Source organism: Bacillus cereus group sp. MYBK139-1, assembly GCF_051916915.1.
GTDB lineage: Bacteria > Bacillota > Bacilli > Bacillales > Bacillaceae_G > Bacillus_A > Bacillus_A pacificus.
In genome coordinates this window covers 1,270,909-1,284,795 of record NZ_JBQAHO010000001.1, presented here as the reverse complement: position 1 = coordinate 1,284,795, position 13,887 = coordinate 1,270,909, and the positions used below count along the sequence as shown (strand labels likewise).

Below are 13,887 nucleotides of genomic sequence, written 5' to 3'. Positions count from 1 at the left end.
AAAAATCAAGAATGAATACAGTTTATTTGGTACGATATGGATAAATTCAATAAGGGGGAATTAGATGTATCAAGTAAAGGGGTATTTTTCATCGCTCAAAGGAAGTCATTATGAAATCGGTAAGCAACAAGGTGAATTTGTAAAACAACATTCTTATCTTGTTCCGCAATTTATACAGCAAGAAAACTTAATATCGCCTAACCATTTTACAGAATCTAGAAATATACTAAATCAATATTGCTCTGGAATTAATGAAGAAATTGAAGGTTTTTGTGAAGTGTTGAAAATCCCTTCTAAAAATATGATGTATTACTATCAAACACTATTGAAAGCAGGTTGTAGTCATTGTGCAGTATTACCTAAAAAGACAGATTCAACACACACATATGTATTAAGAAATTATGATTTGTCACCAAAAATAGATGATATGCGTTTTTGTTCAACTCATGTTGAAGGTGCGTATGCACATAGTGGCTTTTCTACTCAATATTTTGGCCGAACGGAAGGGGTTAACGAGCATGGATTAGCTGTTACATTTTCAGCATGTGGTCAACCAGTAGGAAATATTGAAGGTCTACGAAAGCCAGTAGTAAGTGGTTTACAATGTTTTGCAGTAATTCGACTGTTGTTGGAGAAATGTAAAAATGTGCAGGAAGCTAAGTCACTAATAGAAGAAATACCAATTGCTAGTAATATTAATTTAATAGTAGCAGATCCTTTAAATGCAGCACATATTGAAATATTTGACGGTCATAAATTCACAACAACGATTGATGGTGACAATCAAGCTTTTATTGTATCAACAAACCATGCAGTTAGTTCATCTATTCAGAAATTAAATAATAGGAGATTAGAACAATCTACAAAGAGATATCACGTTTTACATGAGCATTTAAATAGATACGAACAAGTGAGCATTGAGTCTTTAAAAAAGTTAGTAGAAGAAGAATATCCTGCTGGACTAACTGTACATAACTATGAAGAATGGTTTGGAACTTTACATTCTGTATTATTCGATTTACATGATCGTACAATGAAGATTTGTTTTGGATCACCACTTTTAAACGACTGGTACTCATTGAAAGTTGGAGGAAGCATGCCGTTTTCTGAGGTGAACGTGAACTTTAAAAATAAAACTTATACTGACTTTTGGAGGGAAGATAAGAAAAAATTGATTCCTAAAAGATAAATAGGATAAGATGGTAATATGGAGAGTGCATTTATACTGGAGGGATTACAAATGCTTAAAGCTATTTTACCATTTGTTCTTATCTTTTTTCTTGTCATTGCGATGTATATGGCTTATCAAAAGAGAAAAAAATCCGGGATAAAAGGATTGAAAAGTGCGTTAACTTCTATTTGCTTCTTTTCACTCGCAATCTTAAATATGTTTGCATATTGGTTTCATTTTGGCGGTGCTTTAACTTGGTTATTTTCAATTGTATTATTGCTAGTTGGTGCATATTTTACTAAATATATTCCAATATCTAAAAAGATACATTAAAATTTAAAAGAGTTTAAATATAATGTTTACTTTGTTTTGAAAAGAGATTATTCTACTAGGTCGTTGTGAAACGGTTTCATAGGATAATCTCTTTTGTTTAGTTTTAGAAAGAACGTACGGTGCTTTTTAGTTGTTCAATAAATTCTCGAGTTGCAGCACACATATATTTATCTTTTCTATAAATTAGTCCTATTTCAATTGTTGGAGTAGGGTTTTCTATTTTAATAGCTTGAATGTTTTTATTTTGTAAAAAGTCTATATATGGTTTGGGTAAAACTGTAATTCCCATTCCTTTGGAAACCATTTGGATTAAAGATTCCATCGTGCTAATTTCTAAAATTGGTCTTGGTTTAAAGTTGAATTTTTGACAATGAGATGTAATTAGTTCGGTTAAAAAGAAATTTTTAGGTAAAAGAATTAATGGGTAGTTCTGTAATTCAGCAATAGATACATGATTACGTTGAGCCAATCGATGACCAGTGGGCACGACTAATGTAAGGTCGCTTTTGTATAGAGGGATAGAGATAATCTCTTTATCTTGCACCGGGAGAAATGTAATTCCAATATCTAGTTTGTTTTGTAATAATTTTTCACGAATATCTCCAGTACGAAGCCCTAATACAGAAAGCTCTATATTGGGATATAAATTATTAAAATTTAAAATAGCTGTCGGTAGTAAATAATTTACGACGGTTAACAAAGCCCCTATTGTTAAAGAACCTTGCTGTAATCCGTTTAGGTCTTGAATAGCTGAACGAGCTTGTTCGACTTCATGAAAAATGGTTTTACTATGTGATAATAAAATCTTCCCTGCTTCAGTTAGAGATATTTTTTTACCAATTCGATCGAAAAGTGGCATTCCTACTTCATGCTCTAATGCACGTATTTGTTGACTTAGTGAAGGCTGTGAAATATTTAATTTCTCAGCTGCTTTTGTGAAATGTAATTCTTTTGAAACAGCTAAAAAGTATTCAAGTTGTCGTAATTCGATTGGAATCACCTCAAGTATAATAATAGGTTATACCTATCATTATTATATAAATAATTGAATTGAACAATGATTTTAGAGGTTTTATAATCATCTTTATATAACAGAGAGGGTTGTAAAAATTAACCGAGAGAAAATACATGTAACACCTTTAAAGGAGGAAATAGAATGGCTAATGAATTTCAATTATTATCTTTAAATATAGGATTACCAAAAGAGGTTACATATGGCGGAAAAGTAATTCATACAGGCATAAATAAGAAACAAGTAAAGGAACCAGTACATTTATCTTTTGTAAAATTTAATGGGGATGGACAAGCTGACTTAGTTCATCATGGAGGAGTAGATAAAGCAGTTTGTGTTTATACTGGTGATCACTATCCATACTGGGAAAAAGAGTTGAATCAAAACCTTGTATATGGGGCTTTCGGAGAAAATATAACAGTTAGTGGTATGCGCGAAGAGGATGTTTGTATTGGTGATACGTTTGAGCTCGGACAGGCAATCGTGCAGGTAACACAACCAAGGCAACCTTGTTTTAAATTAGCAAAAAAATATAATATTCCAAAGTTACCACTATATTTTCAAGAAACAGGATATACAGGATTTTATTTTCGTGTATTAAAAGAAGGATGGGTATCATCAGTCGATACTTTAAAAAGGCTACAGTCTGATCCAAAAGGTGTTTCAATAGCGTTTGCTAACCGTATCATGCACAAGGAAAAACAAAATATTGAAGGGGTAAAAAGGATATTAGAAGTAAATGCGCTTTCAAGTAGTTGGAGAAAGTCTTTTGAAAAGCGTATAAGTGGAGAAGAAATTAATACGAAGGAAAGACTTGAAGGGAAAAAATAATAAAAAATATTTTTTTATAAATGGTGTATTTCTATGAGTAAAAACAAAGTAGAAAGCACTATTTTTATATAATAAACTCATTAATATCCAAAAATCCTAATATTGTTTTATTCGACTTATTTTCGAATAGTCAAAACATAAAATTAATTAGACTCTTTTTTTATATTTTATGATAGTATATTGATTGGTAAGACCTATTACTTTAAGGACAGGTTCTACAACTATATCTAATTGGATGGAATTAACGTATGGAGGGACAACATGGGGAATGTTGAAAATTTTGAAAAACTTCTTTTAGAAGAAGCGAAAAGAGAGCAGTTATTTCCTTTATTTGAAGAAGTGTTTGGAATTACAATTCAAACATTGAATGATTTCTCAGAGAGAGGTTATTGGGATGATACATACAAAGCTTTATCATTTTTACATGACGATAAAGCGGTTGCAAATGTTGCGGCATTCTCGCTACCATTGCTAGTAAATGGTGAAAGAATAAATGCAGCGGGCATTCAATCGGTAATGACACACCCTAATTTTCGTGGACAAGGACTCATGACGCAATTAATGAGTAAAATGATAGAAGAAATCGATAAAACATGTGAATGTACATTATTGTTTACGGAAAAACCTGAACTATATGCATCATTTGGTTTTAAAGTTGTGCAGGAATATTTAATGACTATTCCATATGATAAAAAGAATAATAATGATTTCTCACTTAGAGAGCTAGATTATTATATGGAAGAGGATAGAAAGCTAATACATGAGACTATAGATAGTAGCCAAAGACTTTCAAATAATTTTTCAACATTAAACTTCCGCCCTTCGTTTTATTTGAATATGTATGATTCGGAATGGAGTGGAAAATTATATTATTCAGAGAAGCTAGATGCTCTAATTGTGTATGAAGTAGATAATGAAAAGTTGAAATTATATGGAGTGTTTGCACCAGTAATTCCAGTTTTAGATGAAATATGTGGGGAGATCGCTGAAAGATTTACAGAAATCGAATTTTACTTCTCTCCAGATCAATTAGGGGTTGAGGATGTACAGTTTACAGAATTACAATCAAGTAAGTATTTAATGGTTCGAAGTAATAGAGAGTTGGATTTGAAAGGTTATAAATTCCCAGTATTAGTAGAATTTTAAATGTGCATATAGATGCTTTATTATGGAGGAACTATGAAAATATCACATATACCAGAACATATTGAGCAACTTACTATAATGAATGTACCTGAGTATTATAAGCTTAATAACAATCATGCGCTTATTGTCCGCTCGAAAGCCGAAACAGATTTTTGGCTTAAAACACATTATGGATTCGAAGTAATGAATGGTCATGTATTTTATACAGAGACGATGACAGACTTTCAAGCTGAAGTTCAATTGCGTATGAATCCAAATTCAAAATTCGATCAAGCTGGTCTTTTTGTTATGGTTTCGGAAAAGTGTTGGTTGAAAACTTCATTAGAATATATTCCAGGTGGTCCATCTCATTTAGGAGCTGTCGTAACGAATAATGGATATTCCGATTGGTCCACGCAAGACTTTCCGACAGAATTAGCTAACGAGCAACTTCGTTTTCGAATTGTTCGTAAACGTGGTGATTATACAATATATGTGAAGAAAATCCACCAATGGGAACAAATCAGAATCGCTCATTTGATGGAAGATATAGGGGATAAGCCTATTAAAATAGGTTTTTACACGTGTAGTCCTTCTAAAAATAATGGATTTGAGACTGAGTTTTTAGATTTTACAACTGAAAAAATATAGATGAAAAACCGTATTCTTTTCATTGAGAATGCGGTTTTTATATTTATATAATACAAAGCACATTTATTGACCGAAAAGTCATTAATGCTTATCATTTAATAATGTTAAATATTAATTTACATAATATAATAAAAGTAAGAAAGAAATTACAAACTATATCGCTTAAATAAGGGGGAATATGCATTATTCATTGGTAATTTCATAGAAAAAGGAGATTATGTATGAAATCATTTCGCAAATTATTACAGTATTTAAAACCATACATGTTTTTCGCTATTATTGGACCGCTATTTATGGTACTTGAGGTTGCGATGGACTTAATTCAACCGACTATTATGCAACATATTATTGATGTTGGGATAGCAAATCGGGATATGAATTATGTAATAAAAATGGGACTTCTTATGATAGGAGCTGCAGCACTCGGTTTAGTTGGAGGACTTGGGTGTATGATGTATTCTACAAAAGCAGCTGTTAATTTCGCTACTGACATACGAAAAGATGTGTTTGCGAAAATAGAAACATTTTCTAGTGAAAATCGTGATTCGTTTGGAACGGGAAAGTTATTAACAATTGTTACAAATGATATTACTTCTATTCAATCGGCGATGACGATGACATTACGTGTTCTTGTTCGTGGTCCTTTGTTATTTATCGGAAGTATAATAATTGTTTTTATGACAGCGCGTGAGTTATTTCCTATATTACTCGTAGTCGTTCCAATTTTATTACTTGCGATTATATTCATTGCGAGTAAAGCAAGCGGGACGTTCAGAAAAGTGCAAGAAGCATTAGATAAAGTGAATACAAAGTTACAAGAAAATTTATCTGGAGTACGTGTGATTAAAGCGTATGTAAGACAAAAATATGAAATTAATCAGTTTGGAAATGTTAATACAAATTTAACGAAGATAAATATTCAAGCGGTGCAGCTTATTTCCTTAATGATGCCAATCATTATGTTAGTTGTAAGTGGCGGAATTGTCGCAACATTATGGGTTGGTGGAGAGAAAGTATTTAATGGAACCCTTCAAGTAGGGGCTATATTAGCGTTTATAAACTATTTGAATATTATTTTAATGTCACTTATGTCTATAAGTATGGTATTTATGCAAATCGCGCGAGCATTTCCGTCAGCGGATCGTGTACAGCAAGTTTTAAATACTGACGTTGATATTATGACCCCAAAAAATGCGCTTGCACCTAAGCAAATTGAGGGACAAATTGAATTTAAAAATGTTAGTTATAGTTACACGAAAAATAATGAATATGTTTTAAAAGATATTTCATTTCGCATAAGTAAAGGTGAAAAAATCGGGATTATTGGTTCTACAGGGAGTGGTAAATCTACTTTAGCAAAATTATTACCCCGCTTATACGATGTTGATCAAGGGGAAATATGCATTGATGGAATAAATGTTAAGGCGTATGATTTACAAAAACTTCGTGCGTCAATCGGGTTTGTACCTCAAAAGGCATTGTTGTTTTCTGGTAGCATAGAAGAGAATTTACGTTACGGTAAAGAAGATGCATCAAATGACGAATTGGAAGTAGCAGCTTCATCAGCTTGTGCGACTGAGTTTATTAACAAGCTGGAAGATTCATATCAATATCATTTAACGCAAGGTGCGACGAATTTGTCAGGTGGCCAAAAACAACGTGTATCAATTGCAAGGGCGCTTGTGAGAAAGCCATCCATTCTTATATTAGATGATTCTACATCAGCAGTGGATGCAAAATCAGAATCTAACATTCAATCGGCATTAAGAACAGAATATAAAGGAACAACAACATTATTAATCGCTTCTAAAATCTCATCTATAATAGATGCTGATAAAATTCTCGTTTTAGATAACGGTGAATTAGTTGGTGATGGTACACATGAAGAACTGTTAGAACAATGTGAGGTATATAAAGAAATCTATCTTTCCCAAGGTGGTAATTTATATAAAAAAGGTGGGAAAGAACATGCGTAATTTTCAAGGACAATTTGCTAATAAAGGTGGGCGTAACGCACCAAAGATGGGGAAGGCTAAAAATACGAAAGGAACTGTGATGAGAGTATGGAACTATATGGGCTACCAAAAGGCTGCCCTTACGTTCGTTATATTCTTAGTGTTTGTTACGACGTTACTTGGGTTATTAGGTCCGTATTTAATGGGAGTAATTATCGATCAATATATTGTACCGAAAGATTTAAGCGGTACGGCGAGAATGTGTTTGATACTTATCGCGATTTATGGTGTAACAGTATTATTAACTTGGTTACAAACATTTGTAATGGTTAATGTTGCATTAAAAACGATACAAAAAATACGACAAGATATTTTTGAGAAAATCCAAACGCTTTCTTTACGGTTCTTTGATGTACGTTCTCAAGGGGATTTAATGAGTCGTGTAACAAATGATATAGATAATTTGAATCAAGCGTTGACACAAAGTGTTGTACAAATTATTTCATCAGCGCTAACTTTTATAGGTGTGACGATTGCGATGTTCGCATTAGATTGGATTTTAGCGATTGTTACTTTAATTACAGTACCTATTATGTTTTTCGTTACAAAAAAACTAGTTGCTTATAGTGGTAAAAACTTTGCAAAGCGTCAAAAAGATTTAGGAGAATTAAATGGATTTATTGAGGAAGCTATAACAGGTGCGGATGTTACAACGTTATATGGGAAAGAAAAAGAAACCGTACAAAATTTCAATAAAATTAATGAACAGCTAAGAGTTTCTGCAACGAAGGCGGATACATTTTCAGCTTTTATTTTTCCGAGTATGAACTTTATTAACAACTTAGGTATGGGACTTGTAATTGGGACTGGGTCAGTAATGGTTTTAAATGGAATGACAACAGTAGGTGTCATTGCAGCTTTTATTAATTATTCTCGTCAATTCTCAAGACCACTCAGTCAATTCGCAACTTTAATGAATACGATTCAAGCAGCAGTTGCTGGTGGGGAACGTGTCTTTGAAATTATGGATGAAGTGCCGGAAATCAAAAATAAAAAAGATGCATTCGTTGTACAAAATTTACAAGGACATGTTGCACTCGAGAATGTTTCATTTGGGTATGAGGAAAATAAAACGATTTTAACAGAAGTGAGTCTTAAAGCGCGGCCAGGGGAGACAATTGCTTTAGTAGGTCCAACTGGATCGGGCAAAACAACAATCATTAATTTGCTAACGCGCTTTTACGATATACAGCAAGGGCAAATTCATATTGATGGAAAAAACATAAAAGAATATGATATGAATTCGTTGCGAAGTAAAATAGGAGTAGTTTTACAAGATACGTATTTATTTGCTGGGACGATTATGGATAATATACGTTATGGTCGATTAGATGCTAGTGATGAAGAGGTAATCAATGCAGCTAAGGCAGCATCTGCACATTCTTTTATAAAACATTTACCGAATCAATATGAAACGAAAATTGCTTCAGAAGGATCGAATTTAAGTCAAGGCCAAAAACAACTTCTTGCGATTGCACGGGCAATTTTAGCAGATGCAGATATATTAATTCTCGACGAAGCAACTTCTAATATTGATACGAGAACAGAATTACAAATACAAGAAGGACTAAACAATTTAATGAGAGGTCGAACAAGTTTCGTAATCGCTCATCGACTGAAAACGATTGAAAAAGCAGATCAAATCCTTGTTATAAAAGATGGAAGTATTTTGGAAAAAGGGAACCATGAATCTCTCATGGCAGATAGAGGATTTTACTTTGATCTGTATACGAGTCAGTTTAAAATTTAATAAGAATTTTTGATAGGGTGCGGTTTCTCTGGAAAGGAGACACCGCATTTTTATATTTGTAAACATTACTATCTAAATATTCGTTCACTAAATGTTTTAACTGCGTCTTTCTTGCATACAAAGTAAAACATACAAATGGTGGCAACCTTAATGAGTATTTCACGTTCTATTTAAATGTTTTAATGATTTATTAAAAAAAGACACTGTTTCCAGTGTCCCAACTTACTACGAGAGTTTTATCCCGCATTAACAGGCAGTAAGACCCCCACCTCAAAATTCAGCGGAAGCAAAGAAGTTAGGTGGGGATGAACAAAACCCCCACTGATTAAAGTTTCACCTTGCGAGGAAACTTAAATAGGTGAATCTAAGTTTTTCTATAATATATGAAACTACAATTAGAAAATCATATATTTTTTAAAGAAGTTAATGGGTAATTGTACGTGCTAAAATCTTTATTAAAAATATCTTGTACTAATTGGATAGTTTCATAGTCATAAAAGCTATCGTATGTTGGGAGGCGTGGGAATAAAGGATCGGTAATATCAGCATCTGCAAAATTACCTCTAAAAATCGCCCTGTCTTTCTGATGATGCCATGATTTGGTTAGTATGTGTAAAGGAGAAGTTTTTAATTGATATGTTTGTTCTAAGTGCTCAATTTCAATAGAGAAATTTTCAAGGTAGATATACTTTGTAACAAACTCTTCCTCACCTGGTTCATATTGCTGCATTAAATGTGGATCTACTTGTTCTAAATCTATCATTTGCTCTTTTAAGTAGTAGAGAAAGATTTTAAATGAAATAGGTTTATTACAAAATTCATTACCATAATAAAAATTCCGAATAGGATTCCATGCTGGGTTTTCTATGTAAGGGGGGGCAATTAGTGAAAAAAATGAACTTACAGCTCTTGTATAGGGGTTCCTCACTAATTTATAGGTATCTTTTCTGTTTGTATATAAAGCTGCAGCTAGTTCAATAAAGTAGTCCGAGGAGTTTTTGTATATTTCATTTTCATAATTATGGATGAAAGAATCGTATTTTATTGCTTCTTTAAATAAATTTATTTGATAAAAAAACCAATGTGCAAGAGAGGTACAGCCACTTTTTTGACTCCAAAATAAAATCAAAGGGAAGTTAGAATTAAAGAGGGGAACGCGTCCGTATTTAATAATATTTGAAAAAGACATTATTAGCCTCCATTCAGTTATGTCAAGTACTTTTAGCTTATGAATAAAAGACTTGGCATATGAACAAGAAAAGAGAAGTAGAATAGATAATTTAAAATAATACAAATTTAAAAATAAAAGAGTCATTTGCAAAGAAAAAAAGAGCTTGCAAATGGATAAACTCTTAGAAAAAATAGATTTTATGAGCACTGAATTACCATATACCTTATGTTTTATTCTGCATGATCGTGAAAAAACATTGAATAAAAGGAGCATATATTTAAATGTGTTCCTTTAAAAGGTGTCAGCTCACAAGGCTTAATTTATAAGCTGAATACGTGTGCAGTCCGTATTTAAAAAGGACAGCTAGCAAAAGCTAACTGATAAGCCTTCGGGTATGAAGGGGAAACAGAAACAATATATACATTATTAACGTGATATTGGCTTTTATTCGGAAGTAGAAGAAATAAATAAGTTTAGGCTGTTCCAACTTGACTTTGGTCGGCAACATCAGAATCAAATGTGTTGGTTGCACTAACACCGTTAAATGTATTAAGCACAAAAGCAACATTAGATGCACCCGAACCATTATAAGCTTTTGTATTTTCTTTTGGAGAAACATTATAAAAATCACCTAAGTTGAAAGAACCGTTACTATTTTGTGCAACCATATTTCCGACAATAGATGGCATAACTTTCACCTTCTTTCCTAGGAAGTACTTAACTTAGTATATGGTGTATGTGTCTAGTGGTTCATCTGAAACGGAGAATTTTGAAATGAAGTAAAAGTTCAATAGAGTAAATCCAACGGAGGGGAACCGTATCGTATGAATCAATTTTCATTTTTTGAGGATATCGATGAAAAGGAAATGCGAAGACTTGTGGTGAAGGAGCTAAAAAGCTACAAAGCATTGTGCGTCCGAATGAAAAATCAAGAAGATCAGGAAAATTAACGAAGAGAGTGTGTTTATAAGCTAGTACATTTATATATTGAAAAACTAGTTAAGCAAGGAGAAATAAAGGAAGTAAAAAGAAGCAGAAGAAAAAGATGATTCTAGAAAAAGCAACCAGTTGGGTGCTTTTTCTTTTACACAAAACAAACTCAATGAAAAAAACAGCGATGTATGAGATTTTTATACTAGTCAGTTTGAAATTTAATATAGTGCGGTTTCTCTAGAAAGGAGACACCGCACTATTATATTTGAAAAGATAATTAGAAATGTAGAGTTGAAACTTTTTTATATATACGAATTGTTAGCAAAAACTAGCAGCTTCAGTGACAGATGGAAGAATTAATTTACGTGGAATTGTAATAATCTCAAGAGCCATCTGTGCTGAATAGATAAGTATTGGAGTTAATTCTAAAGTGTGAGTTAATAATAATATAAAGCTTGTTAGGATTGCGAAGCTCCCCCAAAAGAAACTTTTTGAAGTGTTACGGAAATCTTTTATTAAAGAAAAGAAAGAAAAAAATGCTGTAACAATGAGTATCAAAAATTTATATTTATCAGCCATTAAACTCCTCCTTGAGACCAGTAACTTATATTATAACGCATTTTTCTGTATTATAATAAAAAGATTTTGAAATGAGTAGTTTAAAGTCATAAATAATGCAACTTAAAGGGATGGCGGATTACCTTGATCGGAAAGGTTGGTGGTATGAAATTAAGTGAAATTCTAGTTTAGTAGAACAGAAATTTTTAAAAACGATAGGACATAAAAAGAGGATTACTTATTATGAGTATTCCTCTTTTTATAATGTTACCTCGTATAAATATGATTAGATATAGAAGATTTCTGTTTTAATACATAATAAGTAATACATGTAAGTCAGAGGTTCACCGGAAATTTCAAGTATATTTACAAAACATATATTTAAAAAGAAAAAAATGAGAATTTGAATTTAATTAATTACTATTGAAATAGCACTAAAAACTAATAAGACAGCCATAATGATGTTAAATGATGTAGTATGTTTTAATAAAAGTTTTTGGAACATAGAACCAAATAAGCTCCAACTGAATGTACTCATTAACCCGACTACACCTAGAAATAATGAGAAGAGTAGAAAACTTGAATATGAATTATAGTAAGGGAGAATAAAAGTTGACACTACAGTCAGCCCGAATAGTATCCCTTTAGGATTAACAAATTGAAGAAAAATCCCAACTGTAAATAAGTTTTTATTATGTTTTTCATCTGGATCTGCACTAGTTTTACTAGTGAGTATTTTAAAGGCTAAATATAGCATGTATGCTACACCTAAAATTTTTAAAGGGAATTCAATTATAGGTAGGATATTAATTAGTACAATATTAAAGAAGCTACATAATGAAGTGAGGATGAAAAAACCGAAAGCTACTCCAAAGCAAAATTGCATACTCTTTTTTAAACCATGTTGATTGGCGTATGTCATAGCTAAGAAATTGTTAGGACCGGGTGTGAAGCTACTTATAATAACAAATAACAAAAAAGAAAATATAGGCATTTCAAAACCCCCTAATTATTTGGTGTATGTTATAATGACCGAAAATAACAATATAACGTGTGCTTTTTATTATACATAACGGTCGTTATATTGTATATAGTTTAGGAGTGTTTCTTATGGAAGAAATTCAACTTATTCTGGCAAAAAATTTAAAAACAATACGAGAGAAAGAAAAATTAAGTTTAGAAAAAGTTGCCCAATTAACAGGTGTGAGTAAAACAATGATTGGACAAATTGAACGCGGAGAGTCAAGTCCAACATTAACAACGATATGGAAAATAGCTAATGGGTTGAAAGTGTCTTTTACTTCTTTAATTAATAATCCCCAACCGGATACGAAAGTCGTTTTACGAAGTGATGTTCAAGCATTATTAGAAGACAATGGGAGATATAAAGTGTATCCATCTTTTCCTTTTCAAGATAATAGGAACTTTGAAATCTATACAGTTGAAATTGAAACTGAAGGAAAATTAAGTTCGGAAGGCCATAAAGAAGGGACCGAAGAATTTATAACGGTGTTTGAAGGGGAATTGACAATTGAAATAAATGATTGTCAATATAAATTAAATAGTGGGGATTCAATTCGCTTTAAGGCGGATAGATCACACTCTTATCATAATTTCGGAAGAACGCTAACTAGGTTAAGTATGACCATATATTATCCGATTATATAAAATTCTATTGCATGAAGAATATAAAGAAAAGTGCGTTGATAAACCATCTATAAAAGATGGTTTTATTTTTGAAATTCATAAAAAAGGACACTCGTTTGAGTGTCAACATAGTATTGCTCTCGCGTATAGGATTGGAGTTTGTTTCTCATATACGTATTGAGATGGTTCGCATTTGAGAAACTACCTTCACCTTTAATGTAACATTGGCAGAGAGCAGTGTAAATTGATAATGTATATACGGAAAATTTAGTATAGATACTTTGTACTATGAATATAGTACAAAGTGTTTCTTATTGCAAAATTACTGTCGTGAAGTTATTAATATATAAGCTTAAGGAATGATGTAATAGTTACTATTTTAGCATTTAAGAATGATTATTATAAAAAAGAACGAATCATTTTTTAATCGATTCGTATAATTGTTAAAGAGGCACCTGTTGAACCACCCCCAACTAAATTAACTATGGATAATACGCCGAATAGTTGAAGTGAAATTGTATTACCAGCAATTAAATTGATTATTAAATTATTATTATAATTTGAAGTTGATATTGCGGGTGAAAAGATAGATCTGGAAAGTGGAGTCGAAGAGTTTAATAGTAGCGATTTAGTATTTTGGAATGGAACTATCATTTTATTATATGAATACTACTAGTTATAGTAGTAAAA

General features: G+C 32.0%; 15 protein-coding genes and 1 pseudogene. 10 read left to right on the top strand and 6 right to left on the bottom strand.

The window, feature by feature from the left end; all coding sequences use genetic code 11:
• Window positions 1-64 precede the first annotated feature (64 nt).
• Both ACTFRS_RS06525 and ACTFRS_RS06520 read left to right on the top strand, forming a co-directional pair.
• Complete coding sequence (locus ACTFRS_RS06525) at window positions 65-1,189, top strand: C45 family autoproteolytic acyltransferase/hydolase (protein WP_139867139.1); 1,125 nt, start codon at window positions 65-67, stop codon at window positions 1,187-1,189.
• A 51-nt stretch (window positions 1,190-1,240) separates the two neighbouring features.
• Window positions 1,241-1,504 (top strand): hypothetical protein, encoded by a 264-nt coding sequence (locus ACTFRS_RS06520; protein WP_087952520.1) that lies wholly within the window; start codon window positions 1,241-1,243, stop codon window positions 1,502-1,504.
• A 103-nt stretch (window positions 1,505-1,607) separates the two neighbouring features.
• Here the strand turns inward: ACTFRS_RS06520 and ACTFRS_RS06515 are convergent, their stop codons facing one another.
• On the bottom strand, window positions 1,608-2,504 hold the full coding sequence (locus ACTFRS_RS06515) for a LysR family transcriptional regulator (RefSeq protein WP_431084540.1): 897 nt from the start codon (window positions 2,502-2,504) through the stop codon (window positions 1,608-1,610).
• A gap of 156 nt (window positions 2,505-2,660) precedes the next feature.
• On the opposite strand from ACTFRS_RS06515, the gene ACTFRS_RS06510 reads away from it, so the two are divergent.
• The 5 genes from ACTFRS_RS06510 (at window position 2,661) to ACTFRS_RS06490 (ending at window position 8,888) form a co-directional block, all read left to right on the top strand.
• Complete coding sequence (locus ACTFRS_RS06510) at window positions 2,661-3,347, top strand: MOSC domain-containing protein (RefSeq protein WP_440023905.1); 687 nt, start codon at window positions 2,661-2,663, stop codon at window positions 3,345-3,347.
• A gap of 261 nt (window positions 3,348-3,608) precedes the next feature.
• Window positions 3,609-4,493 carry a GNAT family N-acetyltransferase gene (locus tag ACTFRS_RS06505; RefSeq protein WP_139867135.1) on the top strand — a complete coding sequence of 295 codons (885 nt, stop codon included), beginning with the start codon at window positions 3,609-3,611 and terminating at the stop codon, window positions 4,491-4,493.
• A 33-nt stretch (window positions 4,494-4,526) separates the two neighbouring features.
• Window positions 4,527-5,123 carry a DUF1349 domain-containing protein gene (locus ACTFRS_RS06500; protein ID WP_139867133.1) on the top strand — a complete coding sequence of 199 codons (597 nt, stop codon included), beginning with the start codon at window positions 4,527-4,529 and terminating at the stop codon, window positions 5,121-5,123.
• A 221-nt stretch (window positions 5,124-5,344) separates the two neighbouring features.
• Window positions 5,345-7,099 carry an ABC transporter ATP-binding protein gene (locus ACTFRS_RS06495; RefSeq protein WP_139867131.1) on the top strand — a complete coding sequence of 585 codons (1,755 nt, stop codon included), beginning with the start codon at window positions 5,345-5,347 and terminating at the stop codon, window positions 7,097-7,099.
• Entirely contained in the window at window positions 7,092-8,888 is a 1,797-nt protein-coding gene (locus ACTFRS_RS06490; RefSeq protein WP_139867129.1) for an ABC transporter ATP-binding protein, read from the top strand. Before ACTFRS_RS06495 ends, ACTFRS_RS06490 begins: the two co-directional genes overlap by 8 nt.
• A 403-nt stretch (window positions 8,889-9,291) precedes the next feature.
• Here ACTFRS_RS06490 and ACTFRS_RS06485 read toward each other — a convergent pair whose 3' ends face one another.
• Together ACTFRS_RS06485 and ACTFRS_RS06480 are read right to left on the bottom strand one after the other, a co-directional pair.
• Window positions 9,292-10,077 (bottom strand): sulfotransferase family 2 domain-containing protein, encoded by a 786-nt coding sequence (locus ACTFRS_RS06485; RefSeq protein WP_242293599.1) that lies wholly within the window; start codon window positions 10,075-10,077, stop codon window positions 9,292-9,294.
• Between the two features lie 455 nt (window positions 10,078-10,532).
• Window positions 10,533-10,748, bottom strand: coding sequence for a spore germination protein (locus tag ACTFRS_RS06480; RefSeq protein ID WP_001139344.1), 216 nt, complete (start codon window positions 10,746-10,748; stop codon window positions 10,533-10,535).
• Between the two features lie 135 nt (window positions 10,749-10,883).
• Here ACTFRS_RS06480 and ACTFRS_RS06475 point away from each other — a divergent pair, with 135 nt between their 5' ends.
• Window positions 10,884-11,009: a hypothetical protein gene (locus ACTFRS_RS06475; protein ID WP_263329071.1), complete on the top strand. Its 126-nt coding sequence runs from the start codon at window positions 10,884-10,886 to the stop codon at window positions 11,007-11,009.
• 301 nt (window positions 11,010-11,310) lie between these two features.
• Here the strand turns inward: ACTFRS_RS06475 and ACTFRS_RS06470 are convergent, their stop codons facing one another.
• Window positions 11,311-11,571 (bottom strand): hypothetical protein, encoded by a 261-nt coding sequence (locus tag ACTFRS_RS06470; protein WP_139867125.1) that lies wholly within the window; start codon window positions 11,569-11,571, stop codon window positions 11,311-11,313.
• 95 nt (window positions 11,572-11,666) lie between these two features.
• Here ACTFRS_RS06470 and ACTFRS_RS06465 point away from each other — a divergent pair, with 95 nt between their 5' ends.
• Entirely contained in the window at window positions 11,667-11,729 is a 63-nt protein-coding gene (locus tag ACTFRS_RS06465) for an N-acetylmuramoyl-L-alanine amidase C-terminal domain-containing protein (protein WP_139868110.1), read from the top strand.
• 230 nt (window positions 11,730-11,959) lie between these two features.
• Here the strand turns inward: ACTFRS_RS06465 and ACTFRS_RS06460 are convergent, their stop codons facing one another.
• Window positions 11,960-12,544 carry a LysE family transporter gene (locus ACTFRS_RS06460; RefSeq protein ID WP_049122404.1) on the bottom strand — a complete coding sequence of 195 codons (585 nt, stop codon included), beginning with the start codon at window positions 12,542-12,544 and terminating at the stop codon, window positions 11,960-11,962.
• Between the two features lie 59 nt (window positions 12,545-12,603).
• Between ACTFRS_RS06460 and ACTFRS_RS06455 the strand changes: the two genes are divergently transcribed.
• On the top strand, window positions 12,604-13,218 hold the full coding sequence (locus ACTFRS_RS06455) for a helix-turn-helix domain-containing protein (protein ID WP_242293598.1): 615 nt from the start codon (window positions 12,604-12,606) through the stop codon (window positions 13,216-13,218).
• A 402-nt stretch (window positions 13,219-13,620) separates the two neighbouring features.
• Here ACTFRS_RS06455 and ACTFRS_RS06450 read toward each other — a convergent pair.
• Window positions 13,621-13,821 (bottom strand): annotated as a pseudogene (locus tag ACTFRS_RS06450) (BclA C-terminal domain-containing protein); the annotation flags it as partial.
• Between the last annotated feature and the right edge of the window lie 66 nt (window positions 13,822-13,887).

Bases quoted from the DNA above. Each gene is read 5' to 3' on its own strand.
- ACTFRS_RS06525 (WP_139867139.1), top strand. From the start codon at position 65: ATGTATCAAGTAAAGGGGTATTTTTCATCGCTCAAAGGAAGTCATTAT.
- ACTFRS_RS06520 (WP_087952520.1), top strand. From the start codon at position 1,241: ATGCTTAAAGCTATTTTACCATTTGTTCTTATCTTTTTTCTTGTCATT.
- ACTFRS_RS06510 (WP_440023905.1), top strand. From the start codon at position 2,661: ATGGCTAATGAATTTCAATTATTATCTTTAAATATAGGATTACCAAAA.
- ACTFRS_RS06505 (WP_139867135.1), top strand. From the start codon at position 3,609: ATGGGGAATGTTGAAAATTTTGAAAAACTTCTTTTAGAAGAAGCGAAA.
- ACTFRS_RS06500 (WP_139867133.1), top strand. From the start codon at position 4,527: ATGAAAATATCACATATACCAGAACATATTGAGCAACTTACTATAATG.
- ACTFRS_RS06495 (WP_139867131.1), top strand. From the start codon at position 5,345: ATGAAATCATTTCGCAAATTATTACAGTATTTAAAACCATACATGTTT.
- ACTFRS_RS06490 (WP_139867129.1), top strand. From the start codon at position 7,092: ATGCGTAATTTTCAAGGACAATTTGCTAATAAAGGTGGGCGTAACGCA.
- ACTFRS_RS06485 (WP_242293599.1), bottom strand. From the start codon at position 10,077: ATGTCTTTTTCAAATATTATTAAATACGGACGCGTTCCCCTCTTTAAT.
- ACTFRS_RS06480 (WP_001139344.1), bottom strand. From the start codon at position 10,748: ATGCCATCTATTGTCGGAAATATGGTTGCACAAAATAGTAACGGTTCT.
- ACTFRS_RS06475 (WP_263329071.1), top strand. From the start codon at position 10,884: ATGAATCAATTTTCATTTTTTGAGGATATCGATGAAAAGGAAATGCGA.
- ACTFRS_RS06470 (WP_139867125.1), bottom strand. From the start codon at position 11,571: ATGGCTGATAAATATAAATTTTTGATACTCATTGTTACAGCATTTTTT.
- ACTFRS_RS06460 (WP_049122404.1), bottom strand. From the start codon at position 12,544: ATGCCTATATTTTCTTTTTTGTTATTTGTTATTATAAGTAGCTTCACA.